This is a genomic window from Natronococcus occultus SP4, assembly GCF_000328685.1.
Classification (GTDB): domain Archaea; phylum Halobacteriota; class Halobacteria; order Halobacteriales; family Natrialbaceae; genus Natronococcus; species Natronococcus occultus.
This window is the reverse complement of the sequence record NC_019974.1, coordinates 2,418,923-2,444,687: the sequence shown is the minus strand read 5'-3', so window position 1 is coordinate 2,444,687 and position 25,765 is coordinate 2,418,923. Positions and strand designations below refer to the sequence as shown.

The following is a 25,765-nucleotide window of genomic DNA, read 5'->3' as shown; positions in this document are numbered from 1 at the left end:
GCGGTTGGCCGAGGACGTCGCCCCGCGTTCGACCGAGACTCCGTGGCCCCTATTGGACGGGCGCGAATTCGACGGCGGTTTTCACGACGTCCTCGCCAGTCTCGAACGCCCGCTCGTACTCCGAGAGATCGTAGACGCCGGTGACGAGCTCGTCGAACAGCCACTCGGGCAGCCCTGCGAGCGTGTCCGTCGCGGCCTCGAAGTGGCCCCGGTGGGAGTTGACCGACCCCACGAGCGCCTTGTTGTGCAGGACGAACTCCCGGTGGAGCCGCCCGCCGTCGATCTCGAACGACCAGGGTTCGGGGACGCCGACGAGTGCGGCGACGCCGTTGGGCGCGAGTGCCTCGATCGGCTCGAAGGCGTGTTTCGCGTAGCCCGTCGCCTCGTAGACGAAGTCGACCGACTCGTACGCGTCGGGGATCTCGGGGACGGGCGTCTCTCGCGAGTCGACGTAGGTTGCGCCGAGCTCGTCGATGATGTCGATCGTCGGATCGGGGCGGTCCCGCCGTCCGAGACAGTACGTTCGATCGAAGCCGAGGACGTCCTCGAGCATCGCCAGCGTCACCAGCCCGAGCGAGCCGTTGCCGAGCACGAGCGCCGACTCGGGTTCCCACTCGAACGCCGAGCGGGCGGCGACGGCGTGCTCGATCGCCTTCTCGGAGACGCTGATCGGCTCGACCAGAAAGCCCAGGTGAGCGAGCCGCTCGGAAATTCCGACGAGGGTCTCGGCGGGACTGGTGAAGTACTCGGCCATGAACCCGTGGGCGCCGACGATCCCGCGCTCGAGGTACTCCCCCTCGGGGGCCATGTCGGGCTCGCCGCGCTCGAAGTACTCGTTCGTCCCGTTGGGTGGTCTGCGTACCGTCGGGACAACGTACTCTCCCTCCTCGAGGTCGGTCCCGTTCGGGTCCTCGACGACGCCGACGGCCTCGTGGCCCAGCACGAGTCGGTCCTCGCCGGGGGGAACCTCGCCGTGGTGGCCCGCGATGACCTCGTGGTCCGTGCCGTCGACGCCGACGCGAAGTGTCCGCACGAGCGCCTCCCCCTCGTTCGGTTCCGGCCGGGGCCGCTCGACGAGGGTCGGCTCGCCGGCGCCCGGTTCGACTGCGATCGCCTTCATGGTCCGCCCTACGCGCTCGGCGAATAAAAGATTACGCTATCTGTAGTAAATATTTGAACAGCGGTCGGGCAGCGGCGGTATCGATCCGGAACGAGACGCGAGAACCCCCGCGGACACGAAGGCTGACGTCGAGGGGAGCGTCGCAACTGGTCGTCATCGACGCTCGAAAAACGAACTCGCAGAGTCGACGCTCGCAGTTACTCCGCGCGGGCGTTCTCGACGGCCTCGACGAACGCGGCTGCGCTCTCCCGTACCTGGTCCATATCACCTTCGGCGATCGCCTCGTAGTCGACGAGCGCACTCCCCGCGCCGACGGCGACCGCGCCGGCCTCGAGGTAGTCGGCGACGTTGTCCCGATCGACGCCGCCGGTGGGGATCACGTCCACGTCGCCGAGCGGTCCCTGCAACGCGCCGATGTGGCCCGGCCCGACCGTCGAGGCGGGGAACATCTTGAGGACGTCGGCGCCGGCGTCGATCGCGGTGACGGCCTCCGTCGGGGTCATCACGCCCGGCGCCGAGAGCACGCCGTGGCGGTTACAGACTTCCACGACCTCGGGATCGACGTGTGGCGAGACGAGGAACTCGGCGCCGGCGTCGATGACCGACTGGGCGCTCGCGGCGTCGAGGACCGTCCCCGCGCCGACGACGGTGTCGGTGTCCGCGAGCTCGCGGTCGATCGCGGCGATCTTCTCGTAGGTGCGGGTTCCGTCCGCGGTCACCTCGAGGGCGCCCACGCCGGCCTCGGAGATTGCGCGCGCGACCGGGACGACGTCGTCCTCGTCGATCCCCCGGAGGACGGCGAGGACGCCGCTTTCGATGATCCGATCCCTGACGTCGTGGGACGAACTCATCGGCGCCCTCCGTCGGCGTCTCTCCGCGCGGTCGTCGACTGCGTCGCTTCCGTCGAACGTTCACCCGGTGCCGAAAGAGCGTTCATCACGGTCGGGTTCGCCGCCCCCGGCCAAGAAAGTTGCCGAGGCGGTCGGCCAGCCGTTCGCCAGGAACAAGCCGCCAGGACGGGCGCGAGCTGCTCCCGGGGCAGCGAGATCGCCCGCGACTCGCTGGTCGAGTCAGGCACCAGCTCGCTCGGCGCGAGCAGCCCGTGTCGGCGATCACGCTCGCTTTCGACTCGCCGCACTCGAGGGTTGAAAGTGAGAGCACTTTCTTCAGCACTCTTTATCCGGCGGGCGACGAACGATGGATCGATGAACCTCGCTACGGCTCTCGACGACGTCAAGCGCTCCCGGGACGACCCGCGCCTGTTTCCCGGCGAGCGCCGCTCGACGTCGGGACTGTTCTCAGGGCTCGACGATCGCCTCGTCCACGTCGCCCCGGACGGCTCGCTCCGGGACTACTCCGCGCCGCTCTCGGGACTCTCGGGGATCGACCGCTCCCGGTTCGGACTCGAACTCGACGACGAGGTCGTCTGGTTCGGCGACGCTGCCCAATCGTACGTCGACGACACTGCGGTCGTCGAAACCCGCCACGAGGACGACGACTACGCCTGCCGACAGTACGATCTGACCCTCGGCCGAACGCATCTCACGCAGTTCGTTCTCGAGGAGCCGACCGCGACCGACGCACGGCTCCGCGCCTGCGTCGAGTTCGCTCCCGACGGCCAGGAAAACAGGATCGGCCAGCTCCGGCACGGCGACGCCGTCGAGGTCTACCATCGGAGCGAACGGGACGTCCTCGCGGCCTCGGGCGACCTCTCGATACGGGGCCACCCGTCGGTGCGATTCGAGGACGTCCTCGCCGACGAGCCCGCGCCCTTCCCCCGGGACGAGGGCGACGACCGCTACGAGGAGGACCGCCTGAGTCCGATCGTCGTCGCCGACGTCGAGCTCTCGGGGTCCGAGCCGACCGCGACGATTGCGACGGTGCTCTCGACCGGGGATCGCGAGGACGTCCTCGAGCGCGCTCGCCGGGACGTCGCCGACTTTGCCGACCCCGAGGCGCTGCTCGAGGCCGGGCGACGACAGGCCCGGGACCGGTTCCCCGCAGAGACGTCCGTCGACGGCGCCGTCGCCGACCTGCGCGCGCTCTCGTTGCTGCGGGCGCCGTCGGGGGCCCGGATCGCCGGCCCCGAGTTCGACCCGTTCTACCGCCACTCCGGCGGATACGGCTACACCTGGTTCCGCGACGACGCCGAGATCGCCGGCTTCCTGCTCGCGGCCGACCGACGGGCGGGGCTCGGCCTCGACGAGTGGCACGCCGCGAGCGCGCACTTCTACGCCGAGACCCAGCTCGAGGACGGCACCTGGCCCCACCGGGTCTGGCCCGACGACGGCAGCCTCGCACCCGGCTGGGCCCACGGCCGACTCGAGGAGGGCGATTCGGTCGACTACCAGGCCGACCAGACCGCAAGCGTCGCGGCCTTCCTCGCGACCTACCTCCGAGAGATCGACAGCGACGACGAGCGCGTCCGGGAGGCCGTCCTCGCCGCCCTCGAGGGGCTGGACGCCTCCCTGGCGGACGACGGCCTCCCCGGACAGGTCCAGAACGCCTGGGAGAACATGACCGGTCGGTTCACCCACACCGCCGCGACCTTCCTCGAAGCCTACGCCGCGATCGCCCGGGCGCCCCTCGAGGACGACGTTACGGCGCGGGCGCGCGAGAGCGCGCAAGCGGTGTTCGAAGGACTCGACGCGCTGTGGGTCCCTGACCGAGGCTGTTACGCGCTCCGGCTCGACGCGGGCGAGCACGACGAGCGCCTCGACGGGAGCACGCTCGCGCTCGCTGGTGCCCACCGGGAGTACGCCGCGATCGACGGCGTCGACGCCGACCGCCTCGAACGACTCGTCTCACACTTCGAGACGACGATCGAGGGACTCTACCGCGATCCCGAGGGTCCAGTCGAGGGGCTCGCCCGGTTCGAGGACGATCCGTGGCGGCGCAGCGACCAGGACGAGCCGAAGATCTGGACGGTGACGACCGCGTGGGGCGCCCACGCGTCGACAGAGCTGCGGACGCTGCTCGCCGAGGCGGGCCACGACGCGGCCCCGACCTTCGACGCCCGCGCACGGGCGCTCCTGGAGCTGGTCGCCCCCGGCGGCCCGCTTCGCGGCGACGGCGACTTCCTCCCCGAACAGTTCTTCGACGACGGAACCCCCGACAGCGCGACGCCGCTTGGCTGGCCCCACGCGATCCGACTCGCGACGGCGACGGCCCTCGACACCGACGCGCCCGCGACCAGTGCGGATCGGGTGTAGCCACCCAGCCGTCGCCACCCGCTTCCGTACGTTCGGTCCCGCAGCTACCCTGCGAACCCCGAGAGGAGCCACTCGCCGTCCACGTCGTCCTCGTCGGCGATCCCGGGTGCGCTGACGAGGACGAACGCGCTCTCCTCGTCGCCGTTGCGGATCTGGCGGGTCGACTCCGGCGGGATCCACAGCGCGTCGCCGGTTTCCATCCGCACGGGATCGTCGTCGACGACGACCGTCGCCTCCCCCTCGATGAGGACGTACACTTCCTCGTGTTCGTTGTCGGCGTGGTCGTGTGGCTGACTCTTCCAGCCCGGATCACAGCGCGCGACCGTGACGCCGACCTGCTCGGTCTCGAGCGGGTCGCTCAGAAAGTGCATCGCGCTCGAGACCTGATCGACGTCCTCGTAGTTGACCTTGCGGTAAGACATGGCTGTCAGTACGAGGGGATCCCAGTAAAACTACGCGTTCGCTACTGGCCGTGGCCGTCCTGCGAGATCGGATCGAAACTGTCGACGGGGGTCACCGAGTAGTCGACGGTCAGCGCGTCTTTCGTCGCGCGGATCTTCCCGACGAACGTCGAGATATCCTCGAGCTGTCCCTCGAGGACGAACAGCTCCATACAGTAGTGGTCGCCGACGTGGCTGTGGAAGTTCGAGGCGACGAGGTCCTCGTGTTCGTGGCGGAGCTGCATCATCCGTTCCTCGACGGTCGTCGTCTCGTAGTCGAACAGAACGGTGACGATTCCCATCAGATCCCGGTCCTCGAGGCGGGTGTCCTCGAACTCTCCGAGAAGGTTGCGGGAGGCCTCCCTGACGACCTCGCTCCGGCCGGTGTACCCGTGCTCGTCTGCGAACTCGTCGAGTCGCTCGAGAAGCTCGTCCGGCATCGAGACGCTGACGACTGCCATATATTAAATCGGCGGCCGTTTACTATTAAGGCTTACTATCGCTCCGCTACCGGCACCCGTTCCCGCAGCTGCAGAACCGAACGGAGTAACACAACGTTTTGACGGCTCGGTGTAAGAGTACAGTATGTTCCTTCCACACCAGTCGTGGCCAGATCTGGCCGACTACGTCGCCGACGAGTCGCTCGCGGTCGTCCCCCTGGGCTCGACCGAACAACACGGTCCTCACCTTCCGGAGGGAACCGACTACCTGATCGCGGAGGCGCTCGCTCGGGCGGCGACCGATCGGACCGGCTATCTCTGTACCCCGCCGATTCCGGTCGGCGTGAGCTCCCACCACCGACAGTTCCACGGCACTATGTGGGTCGATCCGCCGGTCTTTCGGGACTACGTGGAGAATCTCTCGCGAAACCTCACGTACCATGGGATCGATCGCATCGTCTACGTTAATGCTCACGGCGGGAACGTCCAGCACCTTCGTGAGGTCGGCCGCCGACTCCATGAGGACGAGACTGCCTTCGCTATCGAGTGGATGTGGGACGAATCGATCCCCGGGCTTATCGAGGACGTCTTCGAGACGCCGGGTCCTCACGGCGGCCCCAAGGAGACGGCGATGATCATGCACATCGCCGAGGAACTCGTCCACGACGATCGACTCGAGGACGCCCGCGACGGCGGCGCGATCTTCGACTACGAGGCCGAACTCGTCCACGGCGCCCGCATCTTCTACGATGCGATCGAGAACAGCCCGAACGGCGTGTTCGGCGATCAGACGGACGCGACGCCCGAAATCGGTGAGCGACTGTTCGAGGCCGCGACCGAACAGCTCGTCGCCCTGCTCGAATGGCTCGACGACCAGCCGTTTTCGGATCTCGTCGCGAGTCCTCACGTCGATCCCCAGCCGGCTGAGTCGGGACGTAACTCGAATAGATAGGCGCGGTTCGTATAACGAGGAGACGGTTTCTCAGTTTGATTCGAATTCGATTCGTCCTCATTTCGGGTGCGCGGACACACCATTAAGTTCGACGGCCACTCAGAAACTACCACTCAGTTCACAGGAAGACCGCACGACGGCGACGTGTTTGTGAGTGCCTGACGGCGAGGGTTGGGTTCGAAGGCCTTATGTAGTAACCGGGTACTCTGATTTAGTACGAAGAAGATGAGGACTTCACCCCTGCGGTCCGCCGCAAGATGAGGTCTGATGTGAGCCTTGGTAGTTCGGTGACGCCCGATCGGTCTGCGATCGCGGCCGATCCGAACGTGGACCCATTCAAGTGAGTGTGATTCGATTCATACTCCGCCAACCTCCCCCACTTTGGGGGAAAGAGCACTCCGGTTGATCCTGCCGGAGGCCATTGCTATTGGAGTCCGATTTAGCCATGCTAGTTGCACGAGTTCAGACTCGTAGCAGATAGCTCAGTAACACGTGGCCAAACTACCCTCTGGAGGGGACCAACCTCGGGAAACTGAGGCTAATTCCCCATACCGCTCGACGCCTGGAACTGGCGCGAGCTCGAAACGCTCCGGCGCCAGAGGATGTGGCTGCGGCCGATTAGGTAGACGGTGGGGTAACGGCCCACCGTGCCAGTAATCGGTACGGGTTGTGAGAGCAAGAGCCCGGAGACGGTATCTGAGACAAGATACCGGGCCCTACGGGGCGCAGCAGGCGCGAAACCTTTACACTGCACGCCAGTGCGATAAGGGGACTCCAAGTGCGAGGGCATAGAGCCCTCGCTTTTCTGCACCGTAAGGTGGTGCAGGAACAAGTGCTGGGCAAGACCGGTGCCAGCCGCCGCGGTAATACCGGCAGCACGAGTGATGGCCGCTCTTATTGGGCCTAAAGCGTCCGTAGCTGGCCAGGCAAGTCCATCGGGAAATCTCCCCGCCTAACGGGGAGGCGTCCGGTGGAAACTGCCTGGCTTGGGACCGGAAGATCCAGAGGGTACGTCCGGGGTAGGAGTGAAATCCCGTAATCCTGGACGGACCGCCGGTGGCGAAAGCGCTCTGGAAAGACGGATCCGACGGTGAGGGACGAAAGCTCGGGTCACGAACCGGATTAGATACCCGGGTAGTCCGAGCTGTAAACGATGTCTGCTAGGTGTGCCACAGGCTACGAGCCTGTGGTGTGCCGCAGGGAAGCCGTGAAGCAGACCGCCTGGGAAGTACGTCCGCAAGGATGAACTTAAAGGAATTGGCGGGGGAGCACTACAACCGGAGGAGCCTGCGGTTTAATTGGACTCAACGCCGGACATCTCACCAGCATCGACAGTAGGAGTGACGGTCAGTGTGATGAGCTTACCAGACCTACTGAGAGGAGGTGCATGGCCGCCGTCAGCTCGTACCGTGAGGCGTCCTGTTAAGTCAGGCAACGAGCGAGACCCGCACTCCTAATTGCCAGCAACACCCTTGTGGTGGTTGGGTACATTAGGAGGACTGCCAGTGCCAAACTGGAGGAAGGAACGGGCAACGGTAGGTCAGTATGCCCCGAATGTGCTGGGCAACACGCGGGCTACAATGGTCGAGACAGTGGGATGCAACCCCGAAAGGGGGCGCTAATCTCCGAAACTCGATCGTAGTTCGGATTGCGGACTGAAACTCGTCCGCATGAAGCTGGATTCGGTAGTAATCGCCGTTCAGAAGACGGCGGTGAATACGTCCCTGCTCCTTGCACACACCGCCCGTCAAAGCACCCGAGTGAGGTCCGGATGAGGCCCCTTCTGGGGGTCGAATCTGGGCTTCGCAAGGGGGCTTAAGTCGTAACAGGTAGCCGTAGGGGATCTGCGGCTGGATCACCTCCACAGACCGGGACCACCCCGACGGGGTGGCCCACCAAACTCGTGGCGCGTTGCGCCACGCAGTCCACGTTCGGTTCGCGCCCATCACGGGCCGACCGGGCACCCTTGAACTACCGAGGCTCACACCATCTACGCTCTCTACGGGCCACATCCGGCCTGTAGAGAGTGGGCCCATAGCTCAGTGGGAGAGTGCCTCCTTTGCAAGGAGGATGCCCAGGGTTCGAATCCCTGTGGGTCCATGATTGCGGAAGCGATCGAAGATCGTGTCCCTTAAGTGGGGCAGGAACTTTCGATCAAATCCGCAGACGCAAACCGATGCACCAGCCCGCGCAAGTGTGGCTGGGAAGGGTTAATGCAGGCCGGCCGTCTACCGGCGTGCAGATGAGACCGTGTGTACGTGTAGTCCAGGCGTCCACTGGACCCGTTCCCGGGTCACTACACGGTTGCTTTGCAACCCTGATCCGACGAACGTGGCTACTGTGCCAGCTGGTGGATCGCTCGGCTTGAGAGCTGAAGACGGACGTGCCAAGCTGCGATAAGCCCAAGGGACCCGCACGGAGGGGAAGAACTTGGGATCTCCGAATGGGAATCCCCTCGCAATTGCTTCGCGCAATGGGGAACGCCGGGAATTGAAACATCTTAGTACCGGCAGGAAAAGAAAACGCAACGTGATATCGTTAGTACTGGCGAAGGAACGCGACATCAGTCCAAACCGAAGCCCCTACGGGCAATGTGGTGTTCGGACTGACGATCACTTCCCGACACTCGACACGAAGTCTCCTGGAACGGAGCACGAAACAGGGTGACAGTCCCGTACTGTCGAGCAGTAAGGAACGAGTCAGCTCCAGAGTATCGGGGGTTGGATATCCCTCGAGAATCTCGCAGGCATCGACTGCGAAGACTAAACACTCCTCAAGACCGATAGCGAACAAGTAGCGTGAGCGAACGCTGAAAAGCACCCCGAGAAGGGAGGTGCAATAGGGCGTGAAATCAGTTGGCGATCGAGCGACGGGGCTTAGAAGGTCCTCTGCAAAACGAACGTAGCGCGAGCTACAAGTAGGACGCAGCGGAAGCCGAAGTTCCGTCGTACGTTTTGAAAAACGAACCAGGGAGTGTGCCTGTTTGACGAGTCTAACCTGATCATCAGGGAAGGCGTAGGGAAACCGACAGGGCCGCAGCGCTTTGCGTGAGGGCCGCCGTGTTCAAGCGCGGGGAGTCAAACGGGCACGACCCGAAACCGGATGATCTAGACGTGGGCAAGATGAAGCGTGCCGAAAGGCACGTGGAAGTCTGTTAGAGTTGGTGTCCTACAATACCCTCTCGTGACCTACGTCTAGGGGTGAAAGGCCCATCGAATCCGGACACAGCTGGTTCCGACCGAAAGATGTCGAAGCATCACCTCCGCCGAGGTAGTTCGTGAGGTAGAGCGACGGATTGGGGGACCGCACTCCGAGAGGAGTGCGCCCCCCTGTCCAACTCCAAACTTACGAACGCCGTCGACGCGGGGAGATCGGTGCGCGGGGTAAGCCTGTGTACCGTAAGGGAGACAACCCAGCGCCGGGTTAAGGTCCCCAAGTGTGGATTAAGTGCGATCGAAGGTGGTCTCAAGCCCTAGACAGCCGGGAGGTGAGCTTAGAAGCAGCTACCCTCTAAGAAAAGCGTAACAGCTTACCGGCCGAGGTTTGAGGCGCCCAAAATGATCGGGGCTCAAATCCACCACCGAGACCTGGCCGCGCCCCCCATAGGGGCGATCGCGTAGGTCGGCGTTCTGTTCGGGTGGAAGCACGGTCGAGAGATCGTGTGGACCGTTCAGTAACGATAATCCTGGTCATAGTAGCAGCGTTAGTCGGGTTGAACCCCCGACGGCCGAACGAGTAAGGGTTCCTCAGCAATGCTGATCAGCTGAGGGTTAGTCGGTCCTAAGTCTCACCGTAACTCGAATGAGACAACAGGGAAACAGGTTAATATTCCTGTACCAGTGTGAACTCAAAGCTGACGCTTTGGGGCCGCCGCTGCCGGGCCTTCGCCCGGTCGAACAGTCGAAATTCGTGGAAGCCGTAATGGCACGAAGCGAACGAATGACTGGATAGCGCAAGAGCGGTCAACCCAGAGCCCGTGAAAAGGCGATCACACTGTCCGTACCGAGATCCGACACAGGTACTCATGGCGGCGAAAGCCAAGGTCTGTCGGGAGTAACCGACGTTAGGGAATTCGGCAAGTTAGTCCCGTACCTTCGGAAGAAGGGATGCCTGCCCCGCAATGGGGCAGGTCGCAGTGACTCGGGCGCTCCGACTGTCTAGTAACAACATAGGTGACCGCAAATCCGCAAGGACTCGTACGGTCACTGAATCCTGCCCAGTGCGGGTATCTGAACACCCCTTACAAGGGGACGAAGGACCCGTTAACGGCGGGGGTAACTATGACCCTCTTAAGGTAGCGTAGTACCTTGCCGCTTCAGTAGCGGCTTGCATGAATGGATCAACGAGAGCGCCACTGTCCCAACGTTGGGCCCGGTGAACTGTACGTTCCAGTGCGGAGTCTGGAGACCCCCAAGGGGAAGCGAAGACCCTATAGAGCTTTACTGCAGGCTGTCACTGAGACGTGGTCGCCATTGTGCAGCATAGGTAGGAGGCGCTACACAGGTAGCCGCGCTAGCGGCCCACCGAGCCAGCATTGAAATACTACCCGATGGTGACTGCGACTCTCACTCCTGGCGGAGGACACTGGTAGCCGGGCAGTTTGACTGGGGCGGTACGCGCTTGAAAAGATATCGAGCGCGCCCCAAGGTTTCCTCACCCGCGTCGGAGACGCGGGAAAGAGCGCAAGAGCAAACGGAAGCCTGACAGTGTCCGGCACAACGACGGACGCTGACGCGAAAGCGTGGTCTAGCGAACCAATCATCCTGCTTGATGCGGGAGATTGCTGACAAAAAAGCTACCTTAGGGATAACAGAGTCGTCACTCGCAAGAGCACATATCGACCGAGTGGCTTGCTACCTCGATGTCGGTTCCCTCCATCCTGCCCGTGCAGAAGCGGGCAAGGGTGAGGTTGTTCGCCTATTAAAGGAGGTCGTGAGCTGGGTTTAGACCGTCGTGAGACAGGTCGGCTGCTATCTATTGGGGGTGTAATGGTTCCTGACGGGAACGTTCGTATAGTACGAGAGGAACTACGAATGGGTGCCCACTGGTGTACCGGCTGTTCGAAAGAGCACGTGCCGGGCAGCCACGCACCACGGGGTAAGAGCTGAACGCATCTAAGCTCGAAACCCACCTGGAAAAGAGGAACCGTCGAGATCGCTCGTAGAAGACGAGTTCGATAGACTCGGGGTGTACGCGCCAAGGCAACGAGGCGTTGAGCCCGCGAGCACTAACTGATCGAGCCACACATTCATATTCGCATTCGGATCACAGTGCCCGGAAACGGGTCCGGACGCAAACTGGACTACACGTACATTACGGTCGTTGACCGATTAGGGTTTGACGACGGTTCGACTCCGTCGATCGGCATTACGGCGGCCACAGCGGCGAGGTGCCTCCCGTACCCATCCCGAACACGGAAGATAAGCTCGCCTGCGTTTCGGTCAGTACTGGAGTGGGAGACCCTCTGGGAAATCCGATTCGCCGCCACCACTCATACTGATTCACGCCCGCACAGCGCCCGCTGTGTGGGCGTTCCGTATTTACTGAGAACATGTCCGTAGTCTCCTGCACTGTACGATAGTTACAGACAGATCGAACCATAACGGAAGTCACAGCCGCTCCGTACCGCTATATTTAAACGAGCGCAGTGATAAGGGAGAACCGCGCCAAGGTGGCAGAGTCCGGCCGAACGCAGCGGCCTGCAGAGCCGCCTACCGCCGGTTCAAATCCGGCCCTTGGCTCTCATACGTTACCCTAAAGCCCAGGACAACTACATTTTGGCAATACCTCTTATTTCGAGAGGCTATGTATGTCTCCCGAGATGAATCTCCCGCGTGGAGATCGTCTACTTCGAATCAGTGTCGGACTTGTCGCCCGCTTCGATGATCTCCGCCGCTACGTCTTCCACGTGCTGCTGGTGGGCCGCCGACGTCTGTACGCTTTGGGCCGCATCAAGCTGGTCGTTGACGACCGCGTTCTGTTGTGGTCCCCACGTCTCGGGGGATTCGGACTTGATGTATTCGACCCAGCGCTTGATGCCTTCGAAGCGCTGCTCACGGTTGCGTTCGTGCTTCGCATCCAGATCCTCATGCGCGTTTGAGTCGCTCATATTCGTCTTCGACGTCGAGTCGCGTTACCCACTCTTCGAGGCGGGGCACACTAAGACTTTCCTCGAAGAGCGTGTAGAGGTGGACTGCATCCTCGACGTCTTTTGCGCACCGAGGTAGAGTTTGTACGCGATCTGGAGCTCTAGGGGACCTATCGGAATCGTCTTGCCACCGATTCGGGCTGTGAGTGCGTTTTTGAGGGACCCGCGGTCGAACTCGTTGCGCGCGAACTTGACTTCGAGGTACGGCGTGACCTGATCTGTTGGTGCGACCCAAATGTTGTCCCCGTTGTCGAGCATCTCGTGCATCGATGTGAGTGGCATTGTCGGTCCCCAGGACCCGTTCTCGGCAAGCGTCTCTGCGAGTTCGTCTGCAGTCTCCTCGTCGATCTGTTCGATGAGGACGTCGACGTCTTCGGTAGAGCGTGCCCGACCAGCGAGTATGGAGACGTACCCTGCGATGTAGACGTGCTTGATGCCGAACTGACCGAGAATCTCGGAGAACCCAATCGTCAGCTCGTCGAGCTGATTCGGTTCACGTTCGACGACGAGTGTTCCGTTTCGTAGCTCGATACCGCCTATAGAGGTTCGTTTGCAGGTGGGCGCATAAATCGTCGGGACTGAACAATCCCTTCGTGTTTGCTATGTACGACGAGGCGACGACTGAACGAGCGTAGCGACGTGAAGAAGTGGCCTCACCAGGAGTCGGTGGTCAACTCTCAAATCAGACTTTGATTCCAGTGGTTGGTCCCCTGCTCCAGAGATCTTTCGGTACAGAGTGGCCGAATCATTTCCCGAGCGGGGGACTCGGCCGTCATCGTCGCTCTTCGAGATCGTCGATCGCTCGGTAGAACTGCTCGGTGTTAGCTGAATGTTCCGATGCCGCTTGGTCTTCTAGCACACTGATGTATTTCTCGAACTCGCCTTGGTCAGGATCAGCCGCGAGCACGCACTTGACGTATCCATCGAGGGCGGACTGCAAGGCTTTAGCGTAGTGGTCGTACGCGGCATCGATACGGACTCCGTTATTGTCGATCCCCTCGAACAGCGCGCGATAGACGGTCGCGGCTTTTAGGTAGCGCTCGCGCTCGTGGTACCGCTCAGCCAACTCGAAGAAATGCGAGAAGTCGATGGCGTCGGTGACGACCGGATAGTCCTGTGCGTGCCGGTCGAACAGTTGCTCGATTTCGACGCGATATTCTTCGACAGATTTGCAGGTGTCGCCAAAGCGCGCGAGGAACCGATCACGGAGATCTGGATGTTCGGCGAGTACGTCGCGTAGGAATGTCCGGAGACCGTCGGCCGAGACGTTTTGGAGTGCTGACTCCACACGTTCGCTCTCGTCTCGGGGTGTGTCGGCGGCGACGTCCAGCAATACCGCGACAACGTGTTTGCATTCGCCAGCGCCATCGTAGGGACACGTACACCGGGCGTCGATGGTCCCTTCTCCTCGTTCGACGGTCACGTCGTACTGGGACGACCCTTGCACGATGGCGGTGGCGACGACGTCGAATCGTTCGATTCGCTGGATGCGTCCCTCGTTGCGGTACTTCTGTCCCCGTTCGAACGCGGGATCAGTACACAGATTTCGGATGGTCTTTTCGTCGATGTTCATCTGCCGAGGAGTACTATGGACCTGCGGTCGTTTTGTTCCCTCGTCGTGTCGGCCTCCACCGTCGACCGCCGTCCCCGTGTCAGTAGTTCCGCACTCTTGGATTGGCCGTATCAGGAATTGAGTTCGGCTATCTTCCGAAATTAACCTCGTCTCAACCCTCGTACTATATAAAACGCCGCCTTAACTCGGGCCCTTGGCTTCCATACGTTATTTGAGATCCCGGAGCGGGTAGTGTCGAGACTGTTTTCGTATAGAGCAGAAATGTCTTCATCGGTGTTGAGCAGTCCGTACGCCGGTGTAAGAACCCTGTTGACTATGACTTCCCACTCCGTTCACATAGCATCGGCCCCGAGGTAGCACTCACCGGCGCAGAGGCATGTACAAACGAATAGTACGGTGTTCAATAGTGGCCCATTACACCTCTCGAACGGGCACGATCGGTGCAGTACTGAAAGAGGACGTAGCCGACGAGAAAGTACACGACACCCACGATCGCCAGCACCGCGATCTGAGTGGGCTCGATCTCCCAGAGGCGAACGTTTTCGTTCATAACGCGCTGGAGCAGGTAGCTCCCCTGAGTGAGTGGAAGTGCTTTCAGTGCGAAGACCTCCGCCGAAGCAGGACCAAGTGCGATACAGGCGACGAGGACGAACTTGACGAGCCCGAAGATCGAACTCACGTTCTTGTAGCGGACGGTAGCACCGCCGAGTAGTAGTCCGATTCCGAGCGTCGACAGCAGCGCGAGGACGACGACTGGAACGATACTGAGGAGATCGAGTGAGATCGACTCTCCAGTCGTCAGGAGCATCAAGCCCAGCATCACGAATCCGATCGCGAACGTCACGAGCAGCGAGCTGATCGACACTAGCACCGCGACGGAGCCGAACCCGATCGGTGAGAGATATAGCTGCTCCAGCGTGCCCCACTTCGCCTCCGTCGCGAACAGTCCGGCGAGCGACTGGTAGGAGGCGTTGCCCATGATGAACAGGAAGAAACCGACGATAAGTGCGCCGAGCGTCTCACCGAATCCCGGACCGACGAGCGACCGTCCGCCTACGTAGACGAGCAGAAACAGCGCGTACAGCCCCAGTATTGCACCAAGAGTGTTCAACGGGTACCGCCACATGATAAGGATATCTCGCCGCACAAGTGCATACAGCGCCGATCCGAGCATCGCTGGTGTCCTTGAGCTGGCGCCGTTCATGATACGCTCCGCGGTCTACGTTGAGCGTCGAGTCGCGACTGATCGAACGCGAGTGATTCGAGAACTGTCTCGAGGCTTCCTTCGCGGATCCGAACCGATTCGATTTGCGAGCCCTGAGCGACCACTGTTCCGGTCAGATCGTGGATACGGTTGGTGTCCGGAACCGCGACTTCGAGCGTCGTTCGATCTCGAAGCTCGGTGGTGGAGACGAGGTCGTAGGTCCGCTCGATTTCGTTTCGTGTGGCCGCAGGGAGCTGTCCTTCGATAACCAGTTCGTAGACCTCCGTTTGGAAGACTTCGAGTAAATTCTCGATGGCGTCGTCAGCCACGATGCGTCCGTTCTCGAGGATGACGCCTCGATCACAGATCGATTCGACTGCGTCGAGATTGTGGCTCGAAAGCACGATCGTTAGCTCTCGGCGTTCCGCGAGTTCGACCAGCGATGCCTGGAATTCGAGTGACGTCTCGGTATCGAGCCCGAGCAGTGGTTCGTCAAGAATCAACACGTCGACATCCTGTATCAGTGCAGCGGCAAGTGAGACGCGTTGTTTCTGTCCTCGGGAGAGGTCGTTCACGACGGTCCCCGAGAGATCAGTGAGAGCCAACTGATCGAGCGTCCTCCGAATTCGCTCGTGTTCGTCGTCGTGCTCGGCGGCGTTCAGTCGGCTGAAAAACTCGAGGTTTTCACGAACCGTGAGCCGCCAGTACGTACTTCGAGCTCCTTCCAGCACCGCGGCCACAGTCGTGTGAGCGCGATGAGGGTGTTTCGATACGTCGATACCGTTGATCTGAACTCGGCCTCTTGTCGGAGAAACCAACCCGAGCATCGTCTCGAGTAACGTCGTCTTCCCGGCACCGTTTGGGCCAATCAGTCCGACGATACTTCCCGACTGAATCTCTAGATCGATATCGTCGATCGCACGGACCGTTCCTTCACTTCGATCGTACGTTGCGACCAGATTCTCGGCGGAGATAATCTGGCGCGTCCCCGAATCCACGTTCTTGGGCATACAGCTGAGCGTGTGCCTCGTGATCCTACATATATTCTCGCTCACTTTGATCGATTTGTACCGAACCACCTACTGGTAGGCTTGATCGAGTTGAATCGCTTCGTATGAAGCGTGTCGTTCCGGGCATCTCACCTATTTTAGATTTATAAGTTATAACGCGTCCATTTCGACTCGGGTGTTGATACCCATGCTACAATACGTCGAAGCAGGATACGATGGCGACACGCTGAGTGCCAACTTCAGTATCGATATCGGATCCTTCTAGAGCGACGACCCTGGAGGAACAGCCACATCAGTAACCCGTTTTGGTGGTGACAAGCTGTTGTCGGAAAAGTGACCACCGATCGGCAGAGATCGAGTACAATGACACCGAGCGTATGAGTTCAGAATACGACAAGAGTATTGAATCTATCGAGGAGTGGAAAGTCGCAACGATGTCAATGGCCCTGCTCGCGGCCATGTTCGTGATACTGGTGGGATCCCATATTGTCGCGAACAGTTACTTATCGATACCCTGGCTTCTTTCGGAAGCAGAGGGCGCAGTGATCGGAATTCCGGCTGCACTAGTCATTTACTTACTCGCTTCGAGAGCCGTTGGAATTCCACACGAGGCAATCTTTGTGACGATTCCGGGTCGATCGATCCTTCGCTGGGTAGGGTTCGGAGCCGTTCTCGTCGGGTTTGTCGTCGTCAGTGCCGTCGGAATGCTACCGGGAGCACTCTCAATAGACGTTGGAGAGCCTCACGTTCTATTGACTGTATTACTTAGCGCGGTGCTGTTAGGATTACTCGCCGCGATAACAGAAGAACTCGTATTTCGTGGATATCTGCTCTCGTTCGTCGGCCATCACTGGGGCTGGAAAGAAGCGATCGTACTGACATCGGTGTTGTTCGGTCTTCTCCACAACGGAAAGGTAGCAGATGTCGGTGCATCGGAACTTTACGTGTTGGTCGCAACCGCGGCGGGATTGCTGTACGCACTTGTTACGTACTACACGAAAAACATCTGGAACGCAGTCGCGCTCCACGCAATCTGGAACACAGCGTTTCACACCCGGGTCGTTTCGATCGAGTCAGCCGAACGACAACCGGACGAAGCAATAGTTGATTATCAGTACACAGAGTCGCCGTTCCTTTTCGGTGGTGACCTGGCAGCCGTTACTGCCTCTCCGTTCGTACTAGTCGTCTTAATAGTCGCATCAGTCGCCGTGTTAGTTGGATATGAGGGAAAATTCCTACACTAATTTCTCGATAGTAATAATTTTCACAAATAAGTACTATAGGCTAACTACTGATAATCTGATGAGTGCAATTCGGACGAACGAGTTGACGAAGCGGTACGGACCACAGACGGTCGTTTCGGAGATCGACCTTGCGGTAGATAGAGGAGAGGTATACGGATTTTTGGGACCGAACGGGGCCGGCAAATCGACGACGATTGCGATGCTGCTTTCGTACGTACATCCGACAGCAGGAGCTGCCCGGATCTTCGGCAAAGACGTCCGCGAGGACGGAGTCGAACTCAAACACCGGGTTGGGGTACTACCGGAGGCGTGTCGGCTGTACGACCGACTCTCGGGTCGGAAGCACCTCAGTTTCGCAATCGACTCGACGGGATCGGACGACGATCCCGATGAATTGGCCGATCGGGTTGGCCTCGAAACGACCGCAGTACGACAGCCAGTCGGCGAGTACTCGACGGGAATGAAACAGCGATTACGACTGGCACTAGCATTGGTCGGTGAGCCCGAACTGCTCGTACTCGACGAACCTTCCAGTGGACTCGATCCGGCAGGAATTCAGCTGCTCAGACGACTCGTCCTCGAGGAGCGGGATCGAGGCACAACCGTCTTTTTCTCAAGTCACCTTCTTGAGCAGGTCGAAGCCGTATGCGATCGGGTCGGTATTCTCGTTGACGGCAAGTTACTAACGAGCGGTAAGCTCGATGAGCTGAAATCCGAGATCGGACCTGCAGTCGAATTAGCAATCTCCGTCGACGCCACATCGTCGCAGCTCGTAGCGGACGTCGAATCGCTCGAGGGAGTTACGGCGTGTACAGTTCTCAACGGCCGATTGGAAGTATCGCTCTCAACGGATACCTCGAAGGCGGAGGTCATACAGACGGTTGAAGCATACACGACAATTAAGGACTTCACAACCGAGGAGCCGTCGCTCGAGTCGCTGTTCGAGGACTGTGTCACGGAGGCGAATCGATGACAGTTGCTGACGTCGCACGCAAGGAGTTCGCCGACGCCGTGCGTTCGCGGGCGCTGTGGGTCGCCACCGTGATCTTTCTCGGAATGATTGCCCTCACGCAGGCCATCGTCGTCACGGTCGTCGAGGACCCGGACCCAAAACTCGCGGCGCGCTTTCTCGAGGGGCCGGCGACGGAGATCGTTCTTCCGATGCTTGGACTCCTCCTCGGCTATCAGGCGATCGTAGGAGAGCGTGAGTCGGGGAACCTTAGATTCCTGCTCGGACTGCCACACTCGCGACGGGACGTTATCCTCGGCAAGTTCCTCGGGCGGACAGCGGTGCTCTCGGTTGCGATCCTCGGCGGGTTCCTGACCGCCGTCGGTCTTATCGTCGCAACGGTTGGTGTTCCGCCACTCGTTCCGATCGCGGCGTACGTCCTATTCGTGTTGCTGTCGGCGGCGGCGATCGTTGCGATCGCGATCGCGATTTCGGCCATTGTCGACACGCGGACCCGGGCGATTAGCGTCGCCGTCGGTGGGTTTCTCCTTGCGACGGTTCTCTGGTCGTACGTCATCGACGGGATCCACTACGTGGTCACCCGGGAGTTTCCCGGTGCGGACCCTCCGACGTGGCTCGCCGTCGTTGACCACCTCAACCCACTGACCGTGCTGGGAACGAGCGCCGACGTGTTGCTCCCCGAAGCGAGTCAGATCGCGATCACGGTGACCGAGGACGGAGCGTCCGCGACGCAGGCCGAACAGACACCGTCCGGAGCGACGGATGCCCTCGTTCATGAACCGGCGTTTCTGGCAGCGGTACTCGTCCTGTGGACGGTTGTCCCGCTCGCGGTCGGCTACCTCCGATTCCGTAGCGCCGATCTCTCCTAGCCGAGCCGCTGTCCAAATCGTTTTTCACCCGCCCACCGTAGTGCGAGTATGGCACTCACTGCAGGCGACGACGCGCCAACCGTCACCGCGCGCAACCAGGACGGCGAGGACGTCACCCTCGAGTTCGAGCGGCCGACGGTGCTGTACTTCTACCCGCGAGACGAGACGCCCGGCTGTACGACCGAGGCGACCCAGTTTCAGCGCGAACTCGAGACCTACCACGAGGCCGGCGTCGACGTCTACGGCGTCTCGACCGACGACGTCGACTCCCACCAGTCTTTCTGCGAGTCGGAGGGGTTGGAGTTCGACCTGCTTGCCGACCCCGACGCAGAACTGGCCAAGGCGTTCGACGTCGAGGTTCGAAACGGAGCGACGGCCCGGACGACGTTTTTCATCGGCGACGGCGAGGTCAAGGCCGCCTACGAGGACGTCGATCCCGACGGCCACGCTCGCCAGGTGTTACTCGACGCGCTCGAGGACGGTCGCGTCTCACTGCCGGAGTAATCGACCGTCGACTACACGACTGGACGTCAGGAGAGCGATCGGCGCCATGGCATGCATGAGTATCCCAAGCACATGTTTTATGAGAGCAGGGAACAAACGGATAGCTGTCGCTGGACGATAGCAAGTCCGGTGATCGGCTGGACGATGTATCGCGTGTGAAAACCACGACGATACGGGCCACGCCTCCTCGGGGACGAGAGCACGGAGGAGCCGAGCCACCTGTTCGCGTGGCCCTTCCGGAGAGACTGGTTCGTTTCGAGCAGAACTTATCCCGATCGAGCACCTACGGTAGCGTATGCGCCGCAATCCGTTCGAGGAGATCGAGGAGATGCTCGACCGCGTCAGCGAACAGGTCGAGGGCGGGATGACAGGCGGCGGCCTCCAGGTACCGGGTTCGGTTCCGGTCGACGTCGCCGATCGGGCCGAGGAGTACGTCGTCACGGCGGATCTGCCCGGTTACGACACCGACGACGTCGAACTCACTCTCGCCGAGGGAACGCTGCGACTCGAGGCCGAACGGACCGACGAGATCGAGCAGGCATCAGAGCGGTACCTCCGTCGCGAGCGGACCCGCAAGTCAGTCAACCGTCGAATCCGACTACCCGAACCCGTCGAGGAGGAGTCGGTGTCGGCAAGCTACGAGAACGGCGTGCTGACGGTACGGTTGCCGAAACTCGAGGGCGGCGACGACACGAAGGCGATCGATATCGAATAAGCGCACTCGACGTGCCGTCGACCCCACCGTGGTATCGATGGCCCCGAAGGCCGAACGACCTTCTACCCGGGTAGCCATTGGAAGAACGTTCAGTAAGCTGTATAGAAAGGTATAGGTCGGCGACGGCTCCTACACGTATATAAACAGATGAGCGACGCGGAATACGACCACGCGGCGGTCGAACGACGCTGGCAGGAGGCGTGGGACGAGGCGGACGTCTACCGGACCCCCGACAACGTTGAGGATCCGACGTACGTCCTCGGGATGTACCCGTACCCGTCGGGGAAACTCCACATGGGTCACGTTCGGAACTACACGATCACGGACGCCTACGCCCGCTACCGACGGCTTCGCGGCGACGACGTCTTGCATCCGATGGGGTGGGACGCCTTCGGCCTCCCCGCCGAAAACGCCGCGAAGGAACGAGACACCAACCCCCGGGACTGGACCGTCGACTGCATCGAGACGATGCGCGACCAGATGGAGTCGATGGGGTTCGGATACGACTGGGAACGGGAGATCGCCACCTGCACCCCCGACTACTACAAGTGGAACCAGTGGCTCTTCGCCCGGTTCCACGAAGAGGGGCTCGTCGATCGGCGTGACGCCGAGGTCAACTGGTGTCCCCACTGCGAGACCGTCCTGGCCGACGAGCAGGTCGAGGGTGAGGCCGAACTCTGCTGGCGCTGCGATACCCCCGTCGAGCAGCGCGAACTCGAGCAGTGGTTCCTGCGGATTACGGAGTACGCCGACGAACTGCTCGAGGACATCGACGAGCTGGAGGGGTGGCCCAACTCGGTGCGCCAGATGCAACGCAACTGGATCGGCCGCCAGGAAGGGACCGAACTCGAGTTCGAGGTCGGCGAGGCGCTACACGCCTCGGACGGACGCGGCGAGGAAAGCGAGCCGCGGGAGTACGGGCCGGTAACGGCCTTTACGACCCGCGTCGACACTATCCACGGCGCGACGTTTTTCGCGCTCGCGCCGGACCATCCCATCAGCGAGGACGTCGCCGAGGACGACGAGGACGTCCGACACTTCATCGAGAAGGAGGCCGACCCGGAGGGCGACGAGCCAAACGGCGTCGAAACCGATCTGACGGCGACGAACCCAGTGACGGGCGAGGAGATCCCCGTCTACGTCGCCGACTTCGTCCTCTCGGACGTCGGGACGGGCGCGCTGATGGCGGTGCCGGGCCACGACGAGCGCGACCACGCCTTCGCGACGAAGATGGACGAGGAGATCGTCCCCGTCGTCGCCCCCGAACCGGACGACTGGGACGGCGAGACCGTTCCCGAGGCGCCCGACGTCAGCGAGGCGGCGTTCACCGAGGACGGCGTGCTGGTCAACTCCGGGGAGTACTCCGGGCTCTCGAGCGAGCGGGCCCGCGAGCGGCTGACCAAGGGGATCGACACCGCCGAGTGGACGACCCAGTACCAGCTGCGGGACTGGGGGATCTCCCGCCAGCGCTACTGGGGGACGCCGATCCCGGTCGTTAACTGCGAGGACTGTGGGCCCGTCCTCGTCCCCGAGGAGAACCTGCCCGTCGAGCTGCCGGAGTTCATCAACACCACCGGCAACCCCCTCGACGCCGCCGAGGAGTGGAAAGAGACGACCTGTCCCGATTGTGGCAGCGACGCGACCCGCGAGACCGACACGATGGACACGTTCGTCGACTCCTCGTGGTACTTCCTGCGGTACGTCTCGCCCGACCTCGACGAGGCTCCCTTCGATCGCGAGCGGGCAAACGACTGGATGCCCGTCGACCAGTACGTCGGCGGGATCGAACACGCCGTGATGCACCTGCTGTACTCGCGGTTCTTTACGAAGGTGCTGGCCGACCACGAGGACCTCGAGCACCGCGAGCCTTTCACGAACCTGCTTGCCCAGGGGATGGTCCAGCTGGAGGGCGAGAAGATGTCTAAGTCGAAGGGCAACGTCGTCTCGCCTCAGCGGATCGTCGAGGAGTACGGCGCCGACACGGCCCGTCTCTTCATGATGCAGGCCGCCCAGCCCGAGCGGGACTTCGACTGGAGCGAGGAGGGCGTGCGCTCGACGTATGCCTTCCTGACGCGCCTGCAGCGGATGGTCGAGGACTTCGTCGAGAACGATCCCGACGGCGACGACGACGCGATCGCGAGCTACGTCGAGAGCGAGATCGACGCGACGGTCGCCATCGCGACCGAGAAGTACGACGAGCTGACGTTCAACCGGGCGCTGCGACAGACCCAGGACCTGGTGCGGACGCTCCGGCAGTACGCTGACTACGCCGACCCCCACGCCGACACCTACGAGCGAGGACTGTCGACGGTCGTCCGGCTGCTGGCGCCCGTTGCGCCCCACATCGCCGAGGAGCTGCACGAGGCGCTCGGCTACGACGGGTTCGCGGCCGAGGCCGAGTGGCCCACCGCCGAGATCGACCGCGAGTACGTCCAGAAACGACGCCAGTTAGTCGAGAACACACGCGAGGACGTCCGCGATATCGTCGACGTCGCCGGCATCGAAAACCCCCAGGAGATCGAGGTCGTCATCGCACCCGACTGGAAGTACGACGCCTTAGAGATCGCCGTCCAGAGCGACGCCGACAACCTGATCGGCGAGCTGATGCAGGAGCCACACATCCGCGAGCAGGGCGACGCCGCGGCCGACTACGGCCAGGACCTGCAGGCCGAGCGCGAGGCGCTGTCGGCGACGCTCGATCCCGGGGCCGAGTACGAGGCCCTTGAGGCGGCCGCGTGGCTGCTCGAACGCGAGTTCGAGGCGCCGGTCACCGTTCGCCGCGCCGAGGAGGCCGACGACAGCGTCCTGAAAAACGCCGAGCCCGGACGGCCGGCGATCGAGATCGAGGACGGCTCCGCGAACTGACGGCACCCTCGCCGACGAGCGTGGAACGGGCAGGCTGTTCTTTTATTTTCACTCCTGTGGGTAGTGGAGACACCGAATGAGAAACGACGGCAGAACGCAGTCGGATCCCGCCCGGTGGCCGGTCGCCGACGAAGCGAGCCCGAAGGCGCCGTACGTCGGCGCGATGACCTGGCGGAAGGGGCTATTCGTCCACTGGCCGATCGACCCCGAGGCGCTCCGCCCCCACGTTCCCGATCAGCTCACCCTCGAGACTCGGGACGGGCAGGCCTGGCTGAGCGTGTTACCGTTCGTCCTCGCGGACGCCGGAGTGCGAGGGACGCCCGCGTTTACGAGGGTTAGCATTACCGAGCTCAACGTCCGGACGTACGTCGAACACCGCGGTGACCCTGCCCTCTACTTCTTCAGCGTCGACGTCGACAACCCAGTGGTCGGCGAATCGATCGGTCGGGCGACCCGGCTCCCGGTCTACACTGCCCGGATGTCCCTCAAGGACGACGGCGACTGGATCGAGTTCTCGAGCGAGCGGCGGCGGTCAGAGACGGGCAATCCGGCCCGGTTCGCGGCGTCGTACCGTCCGGACGGTGACGTCTCCCCGCCCGAAACGGGTTCGCTGGCCTACTGGCTCACCGAGCGACGGCGGTTCTACGCACCCTCCGGACGGGGCGTGATGGGCGCCGAGATCGCTCACGACCCGTGGCCGCTTCAGCCGGCCGAGGCCACGATTCAGGCGAATACGATGTTCGCTGCCAACGGGTTGCCGTCACCGACGGCCGACCCCGTCGTCCACTACTGCGATCGGCTCCCGATCTGGGGGTCGATCCCTCGCTGGCTTCCTGACACAAATATAGCGGAAGCCCACGACTGAAGTCGTGGGAGGACGTCACTCGGAGTAGCTTCGAGCGGCGGGGAACGATCGGTGCCGACGATCGTTCGTTATATTCTACTATTATTCTCATCTGTTATATGAAAGCGACAGATTAGTTTACTCGGGTTAGAAAGAACGCTCGAGTTCTAACCGCATGGCAACGAAAGACGCGACTCCAGAGGGGACCGGACGAAACTCCTTCGTCTACGTCGTCGCCGCGCTGGCGGCGCTCAACGGACTGTTGTTCGGCTTCGACACCGGCGTCATCGCCGGCGCGATGCTGTACATCCAGAACAGCTTCGATCTGACCGCGCTGTTTGGTTACCCGATGAGTGCCTCGTTCGTCGAGGGGCTCATCGTCAGCGGAGCGATGGGTGGTGCGATCGTCGGGGCGGCGTTCGGAGGCCGTCTCGCGGACCGACTCGGCCGACGGCGACTCATCCTCGTCGGTGCCGTAATCTTCTTCGTCGGCTCGCTCGTCATGGCGATCGCGCCGAACGTCGAGGTGTTGATCTTCGGTCGACTGATCAACGGCGTCGGGATCGGCTTCGCCTCCGTCGTCGGACCGCTGTACATCTCCGAGCTCGCGCCGCCGAAGATCCGCGGGTCGCTGGTCTCGCTCAATCAGCTGACGATCACGAGCGGGATCCTCGTCGCCTACCTCGTGAACTACGCGTTCTCCGGGGGCGGCGACTGGCGCTGGATGCTCGGTCTCGGGATGGTTCCTGCGGTCGTACTGTTCGCCGGGATGTTGTTCATGCCCGAGAGTCCCCGCTGGCTATACGAACAGGGGCGGGTCGAGGACGCCCGCGACGTGCTCTCTCGTACTCGCACGGAGGGCCGCGTCGCCGCGGAGCTCCGCGAGATCAAGGAGACGGTCAAAACTGAGTCCGGCACCGTCGGCGACCTGTTCAAACCGTGGGTCAGGCCGATGCTCGTCGTCGGCGTCGGACTGGCCGCCTTCCAGCAGGTAACCGGGATCAACGTCGTCATGTACTACGCGCCGGTGATCCTCGAGTCCACCGGGTTCCAGGACACGGCCTCGATTCTGGCGACGGTCGGGATCGGCGTCGTCAACGTCGTGATGACCGTCGTCGCAGTGCTCCTGATCGATCGAACCGGTCGGCGCCCGCTGTTGCTCACGGGGCTCGTCGGGATGACCGTCATGCTCGGCCTGCTCGGGCTCGCTTTCTTCCTGCCCGGGCTCTCGGGGATCGTCGGCTGGCTCGCGACGATCGGTCTAATGCTGTACGTCGCCTTCTTCGCGATCGGGCTCGGCCCGGTCTTCTGGCTGTTGATCTCCGAGATCTACCCCACACAGATTCGGGGTACCGCGATGGGCGCCGCGACGGTCGTTAACTGGGCGGCGAACCTGCTGGTCTCGCTTACCTTCCTCGGGCTGGTCGACGCCGTCGGCCAGGCCAGCACGTTCTGGCTCTTCGGCGCCTGCTGTCTGGCCGCGCTGGTCTTTTGCTACAAGCTCGTTCCGGAGACGAAGGGGCGGACGCTCGAGGAAATCGAGGCCGATCTGCGCGAGAAGACCCTCGTCGGACCGGACGATCGCCCCGACGCCGTCGGGAGCGACGACTGAGCGCCGTTTCTGTTTCGGGAGAGAAGCGAAGTTCGGTCGGTCG

19 protein-coding genes, 2 tRNA genes and 3 rRNA genes are annotated in these 25,765 nt (G+C 62.0%); 15 read left to right on the top strand and 9 right to left on the bottom strand.

Annotated elements, in window-relative coordinates:
* Positions 1–49 precede the first annotated feature (49 nt).
* Both NATOC_RS12195 and NATOC_RS12190 read right to left on the bottom strand, forming a co-directional pair.
* Positions 50–1,120, bottom strand: a complete 1,071-nt coding sequence (locus NATOC_RS12195; RefSeq protein WP_015321750.1) for a glucose 1-dehydrogenase — start codon at positions 1,118–1,120, stop codon at positions 50–52.
* A gap of 197 nt (positions 1,121–1,317) precedes the next feature.
* Positions 1,318–1,971 (bottom strand): bifunctional 4-hydroxy-2-oxoglutarate aldolase/2-dehydro-3-deoxy-phosphogluconate aldolase, encoded by a 654-nt coding sequence (locus tag NATOC_RS12190; protein WP_015321749.1) that lies wholly within the window; start codon positions 1,969–1,971, stop codon positions 1,318–1,320.
* 354 nt (positions 1,972–2,325) lie between these two features.
* On the opposite strand from NATOC_RS12190, the gene NATOC_RS12185 reads away from it, so the two are divergent.
* Positions 2,326–4,332, top strand: coding sequence for a glycoside hydrolase family 15 protein (locus NATOC_RS12185; RefSeq protein WP_015321748.1), 2,007 nt, complete (start codon positions 2,326–2,328; stop codon positions 4,330–4,332).
* Positions 4,333–4,376: 44 nt separating this feature from the next.
* Here NATOC_RS12185 and NATOC_RS12180 read toward each other — a convergent pair whose 3' ends face one another.
* Together NATOC_RS12180 and nikR are read right to left on the bottom strand one after the other, a co-directional pair.
* On the bottom strand, positions 4,377–4,754 hold the full coding sequence (locus NATOC_RS12180) for a cupin domain-containing protein (protein WP_015321747.1): 378 nt from the start codon (positions 4,752–4,754) through the stop codon (positions 4,377–4,379).
* A 41-nt stretch (positions 4,755–4,795) separates the two neighbouring features.
* The gene (nikR, locus tag NATOC_RS12175; RefSeq protein WP_015321746.1) at positions 4,796–5,233 is read right to left on the bottom strand and encodes a nickel-responsive transcriptional regulator NikR; all 438 of its coding nucleotides are present in this window, start codon (positions 5,231–5,233) and stop codon (positions 4,796–4,798) included.
* Positions 5,234–5,357: 124 nt separating this feature from the next.
* Between nikR and NATOC_RS12170 the strand changes: the two genes are divergently transcribed.
* The 6 genes from NATOC_RS12170 (at position 5,358) to NATOC_RS12145 (ending at position 11,905) form a co-directional block, all read left to right on the top strand.
* Positions 5,358–6,164 (top strand): creatininase family protein, encoded by an 807-nt coding sequence (locus tag NATOC_RS12170; protein ID WP_015321745.1) that lies wholly within the window; start codon positions 5,358–5,360, stop codon positions 6,162–6,164.
* 395 nt (positions 6,165–6,559) lie between these two features.
* Positions 6,560–8,028 (top strand): 16S ribosomal RNA (locus NATOC_RS12165).
* 164 nt (positions 8,029–8,192) lie between these two features.
* Positions 8,193–8,264, top strand: a tRNA-Ala gene (locus tag NATOC_RS12160).
* 226 nt (positions 8,265–8,490) lie between these two features.
* A 23S ribosomal RNA gene (locus tag NATOC_RS12155) occupies positions 8,491–11,413 on the top strand.
* Positions 11,414–11,532: 119 nt separating this feature from the next.
* A 5S ribosomal RNA gene (gene rrf, locus NATOC_RS12150) occupies positions 11,533–11,654 on the top strand.
* The 16S, 23S and 5S rRNA genes sit together here with 2 tRNA genes alongside, the layout of an rRNA operon.
* A gap of 175 nt (positions 11,655–11,829) precedes the next feature.
* A tRNA-Cys gene (locus NATOC_RS12145) sits at positions 11,830–11,905 on the top strand.
* A 104-nt stretch (positions 11,906–12,009) separates the two neighbouring features.
* Here NATOC_RS12145 and NATOC_RS12140 read toward each other — a convergent pair.
* The 5 genes from NATOC_RS12140 to NATOC_RS12120 all read right to left on the bottom strand — a co-directional run bounded on the left by NATOC_RS12140 (position 12,010) and on the right by NATOC_RS12120 (position 16,168).
* Positions 12,010–12,273: a hypothetical protein gene (locus NATOC_RS12140; RefSeq protein ID WP_015321744.1), complete on the bottom strand. Its 264-nt coding sequence runs from the start codon at positions 12,271–12,273 to the stop codon at positions 12,010–12,012.
* Positions 12,274–12,297: 24 nt separating this feature from the next.
* The gene (locus tag NATOC_RS22845; RefSeq protein ID WP_245549639.1) at positions 12,298–12,594 is read right to left on the bottom strand and encodes a hypothetical protein; all 297 of its coding nucleotides are present in this window, start codon (positions 12,592–12,594) and stop codon (positions 12,298–12,300) included.
* Between the two features lie 490 nt (positions 12,595–13,084).
* Positions 13,085–13,885: an SWIM zinc finger family protein gene (locus NATOC_RS12130; protein WP_015321743.1), complete on the bottom strand. Its 801-nt coding sequence runs from the start codon at positions 13,883–13,885 to the stop codon at positions 13,085–13,087.
* 400 nt (positions 13,886–14,285) lie between these two features.
* Positions 14,286–15,011: an ABC transporter gene (locus tag NATOC_RS12125; protein WP_245549638.1), complete on the bottom strand. Its 726-nt coding sequence runs from the start codon at positions 15,009–15,011 to the stop codon at positions 14,286–14,288.
* A 74-nt stretch (positions 15,012–15,085) separates the two neighbouring features.
* Complete coding sequence (locus NATOC_RS12120) at positions 15,086–16,168, bottom strand: ABC transporter ATP-binding protein (protein ID WP_245549637.1); 1,083 nt, start codon at positions 16,166–16,168, stop codon at positions 15,086–15,088.
* 308 nt (positions 16,169–16,476) lie between these two features.
* Between NATOC_RS12120 and NATOC_RS12115 the strand changes: the two genes are divergently transcribed.
* The 8 genes from NATOC_RS12115 to NATOC_RS12080 all read left to right on the top strand — a co-directional run bounded on the left by NATOC_RS12115 (position 16,477) and on the right by NATOC_RS12080 (position 25,722).
* Positions 16,477–17,343 carry a CPBP family intramembrane glutamic endopeptidase gene (locus tag NATOC_RS12115; RefSeq protein WP_015321740.1) on the top strand — a complete coding sequence of 289 codons (867 nt, stop codon included), beginning with the start codon at positions 16,477–16,479 and terminating at the stop codon, positions 17,341–17,343.
* A 58-nt stretch (positions 17,344–17,401) separates the two neighbouring features.
* The gene (locus NATOC_RS12110) at positions 17,402–18,316 is read left to right on the top strand and encodes an ABC transporter ATP-binding protein (RefSeq protein WP_157224627.1); all 915 of its coding nucleotides are present in this window, start codon (positions 17,402–17,404) and stop codon (positions 18,314–18,316) included.
* On the top strand, positions 18,313–19,182 hold the full coding sequence (locus NATOC_RS12105; protein WP_015321738.1) for an ABC transporter permease subunit: 870 nt from the start codon (positions 18,313–18,315) through the stop codon (positions 19,180–19,182). The genes NATOC_RS12110 and NATOC_RS12105 overlap by 4 nt, the downstream gene beginning before the upstream one ends.
* Positions 19,183–19,230: 48 nt before the next feature.
* A complete protein-coding gene (locus tag NATOC_RS12100; protein ID WP_015321737.1) occupies positions 19,231–19,686 on the top strand; it encodes a peroxiredoxin in 456 nt (151 codons plus the stop codon).
* A 295-nt stretch (positions 19,687–19,981) separates the two neighbouring features.
* Positions 19,982–20,401, top strand: coding sequence for an Hsp20/alpha crystallin family protein (locus NATOC_RS12095; RefSeq protein ID WP_015321736.1), 420 nt, complete (start codon positions 19,982–19,984; stop codon positions 20,399–20,401).
* Between the two features lie 147 nt (positions 20,402–20,548).
* Entirely contained in the window at positions 20,549–23,266 is a 2,718-nt protein-coding gene (gene leuS / locus NATOC_RS12090) for a leucine--tRNA ligase (RefSeq protein ID WP_015321735.1), read from the top strand.
* A gap of 76 nt (positions 23,267–23,342) precedes the next feature.
* Positions 23,343–24,131, top strand: coding sequence for a YqjF family protein (locus NATOC_RS12085; RefSeq protein WP_015321734.1), 789 nt, complete (start codon positions 23,343–23,345; stop codon positions 24,129–24,131).
* A gap of 154 nt (positions 24,132–24,285) precedes the next feature.
* Complete coding sequence (locus NATOC_RS12080) at positions 24,286–25,722, top strand: sugar porter family MFS transporter (protein ID WP_015321733.1); 1,437 nt, start codon at positions 24,286–24,288, stop codon at positions 25,720–25,722.
* The last annotated feature ends 43 nt before the right edge of the window (positions 25,723–25,765 follow it).

Excerpts from the sequence above, each read along its gene's own strand:
- NATOC_RS12195 (WP_015321750.1), bottom strand. The coding sequence starts at position 1,120 with ATGAAGGCGATCGCAGTCGAACCGGGCGCCGGCGAGCCGACCCTCGTC.
- NATOC_RS12190 (WP_015321749.1), bottom strand. The coding sequence starts at position 1,971 with ATGAGTTCGTCCCACGACGTCAGGGATCGGATCATCGAAAGCGGCGTC.
- NATOC_RS12185 (WP_015321748.1), top strand. The coding sequence starts at position 2,326 with ATGAACCTCGCTACGGCTCTCGACGACGTCAAGCGCTCCCGGGACGAC.
- NATOC_RS12180 (WP_015321747.1), bottom strand. The coding sequence starts at position 4,754 with ATGTCTTACCGCAAGGTCAACTACGAGGACGTCGATCAGGTCTCGAGC.
- nikR (WP_015321746.1), bottom strand. The coding sequence starts at position 5,233 with ATGGCAGTCGTCAGCGTCTCGATGCCGGACGAGCTTCTCGAGCGACTC.
- NATOC_RS12170 (WP_015321745.1), top strand. The coding sequence starts at position 5,358 with ATGTTCCTTCCACACCAGTCGTGGCCAGATCTGGCCGACTACGTCGCC.
- NATOC_RS12140 (WP_015321744.1), bottom strand. The coding sequence starts at position 12,273 with ATGAGCGACTCAAACGCGCATGAGGATCTGGATGCGAAGCACGAACGC.
- NATOC_RS22845 (WP_245549639.1), bottom strand. The coding sequence starts at position 12,594 with ATGCCACTCACATCGATGCACGAGATGCTCGACAACGGGGACAACATT.
- NATOC_RS12130 (WP_015321743.1), bottom strand. The coding sequence starts at position 13,885 with ATGAACATCGACGAAAAGACCATCCGAAATCTGTGTACTGATCCCGCG.
- NATOC_RS12125 (WP_245549638.1), bottom strand. The coding sequence starts at position 15,011 with ATGTGGCGGTACCCGTTGAACACTCTTGGTGCAATACTGGGGCTGTAC.
- NATOC_RS12115 (WP_015321740.1), top strand. The coding sequence starts at position 16,477 with ATGAGTTCAGAATACGACAAGAGTATTGAATCTATCGAGGAGTGGAAA.
- NATOC_RS12110 (WP_157224627.1), top strand. The coding sequence starts at position 17,402 with ATGAGTGCAATTCGGACGAACGAGTTGACGAAGCGGTACGGACCACAG.
- NATOC_RS12105 (WP_015321738.1), top strand. The coding sequence starts at position 18,313 with ATGACAGTTGCTGACGTCGCACGCAAGGAGTTCGCCGACGCCGTGCGT.
- NATOC_RS12100 (WP_015321737.1), top strand. The coding sequence starts at position 19,231 with ATGGCACTCACTGCAGGCGACGACGCGCCAACCGTCACCGCGCGCAAC.
- NATOC_RS12095 (WP_015321736.1), top strand. The coding sequence starts at position 19,982 with ATGCGCCGCAATCCGTTCGAGGAGATCGAGGAGATGCTCGACCGCGTC.
- leuS (WP_015321735.1), top strand. The coding sequence starts at position 20,549 with ATGAGCGACGCGGAATACGACCACGCGGCGGTCGAACGACGCTGGCAG.
- NATOC_RS12085 (WP_015321734.1), top strand. The coding sequence starts at position 23,343 with ATGAGAAACGACGGCAGAACGCAGTCGGATCCCGCCCGGTGGCCGGTC.
- NATOC_RS12080 (WP_015321733.1), top strand. The coding sequence starts at position 24,286 with ATGGCAACGAAAGACGCGACTCCAGAGGGGACCGGACGAAACTCCTTC.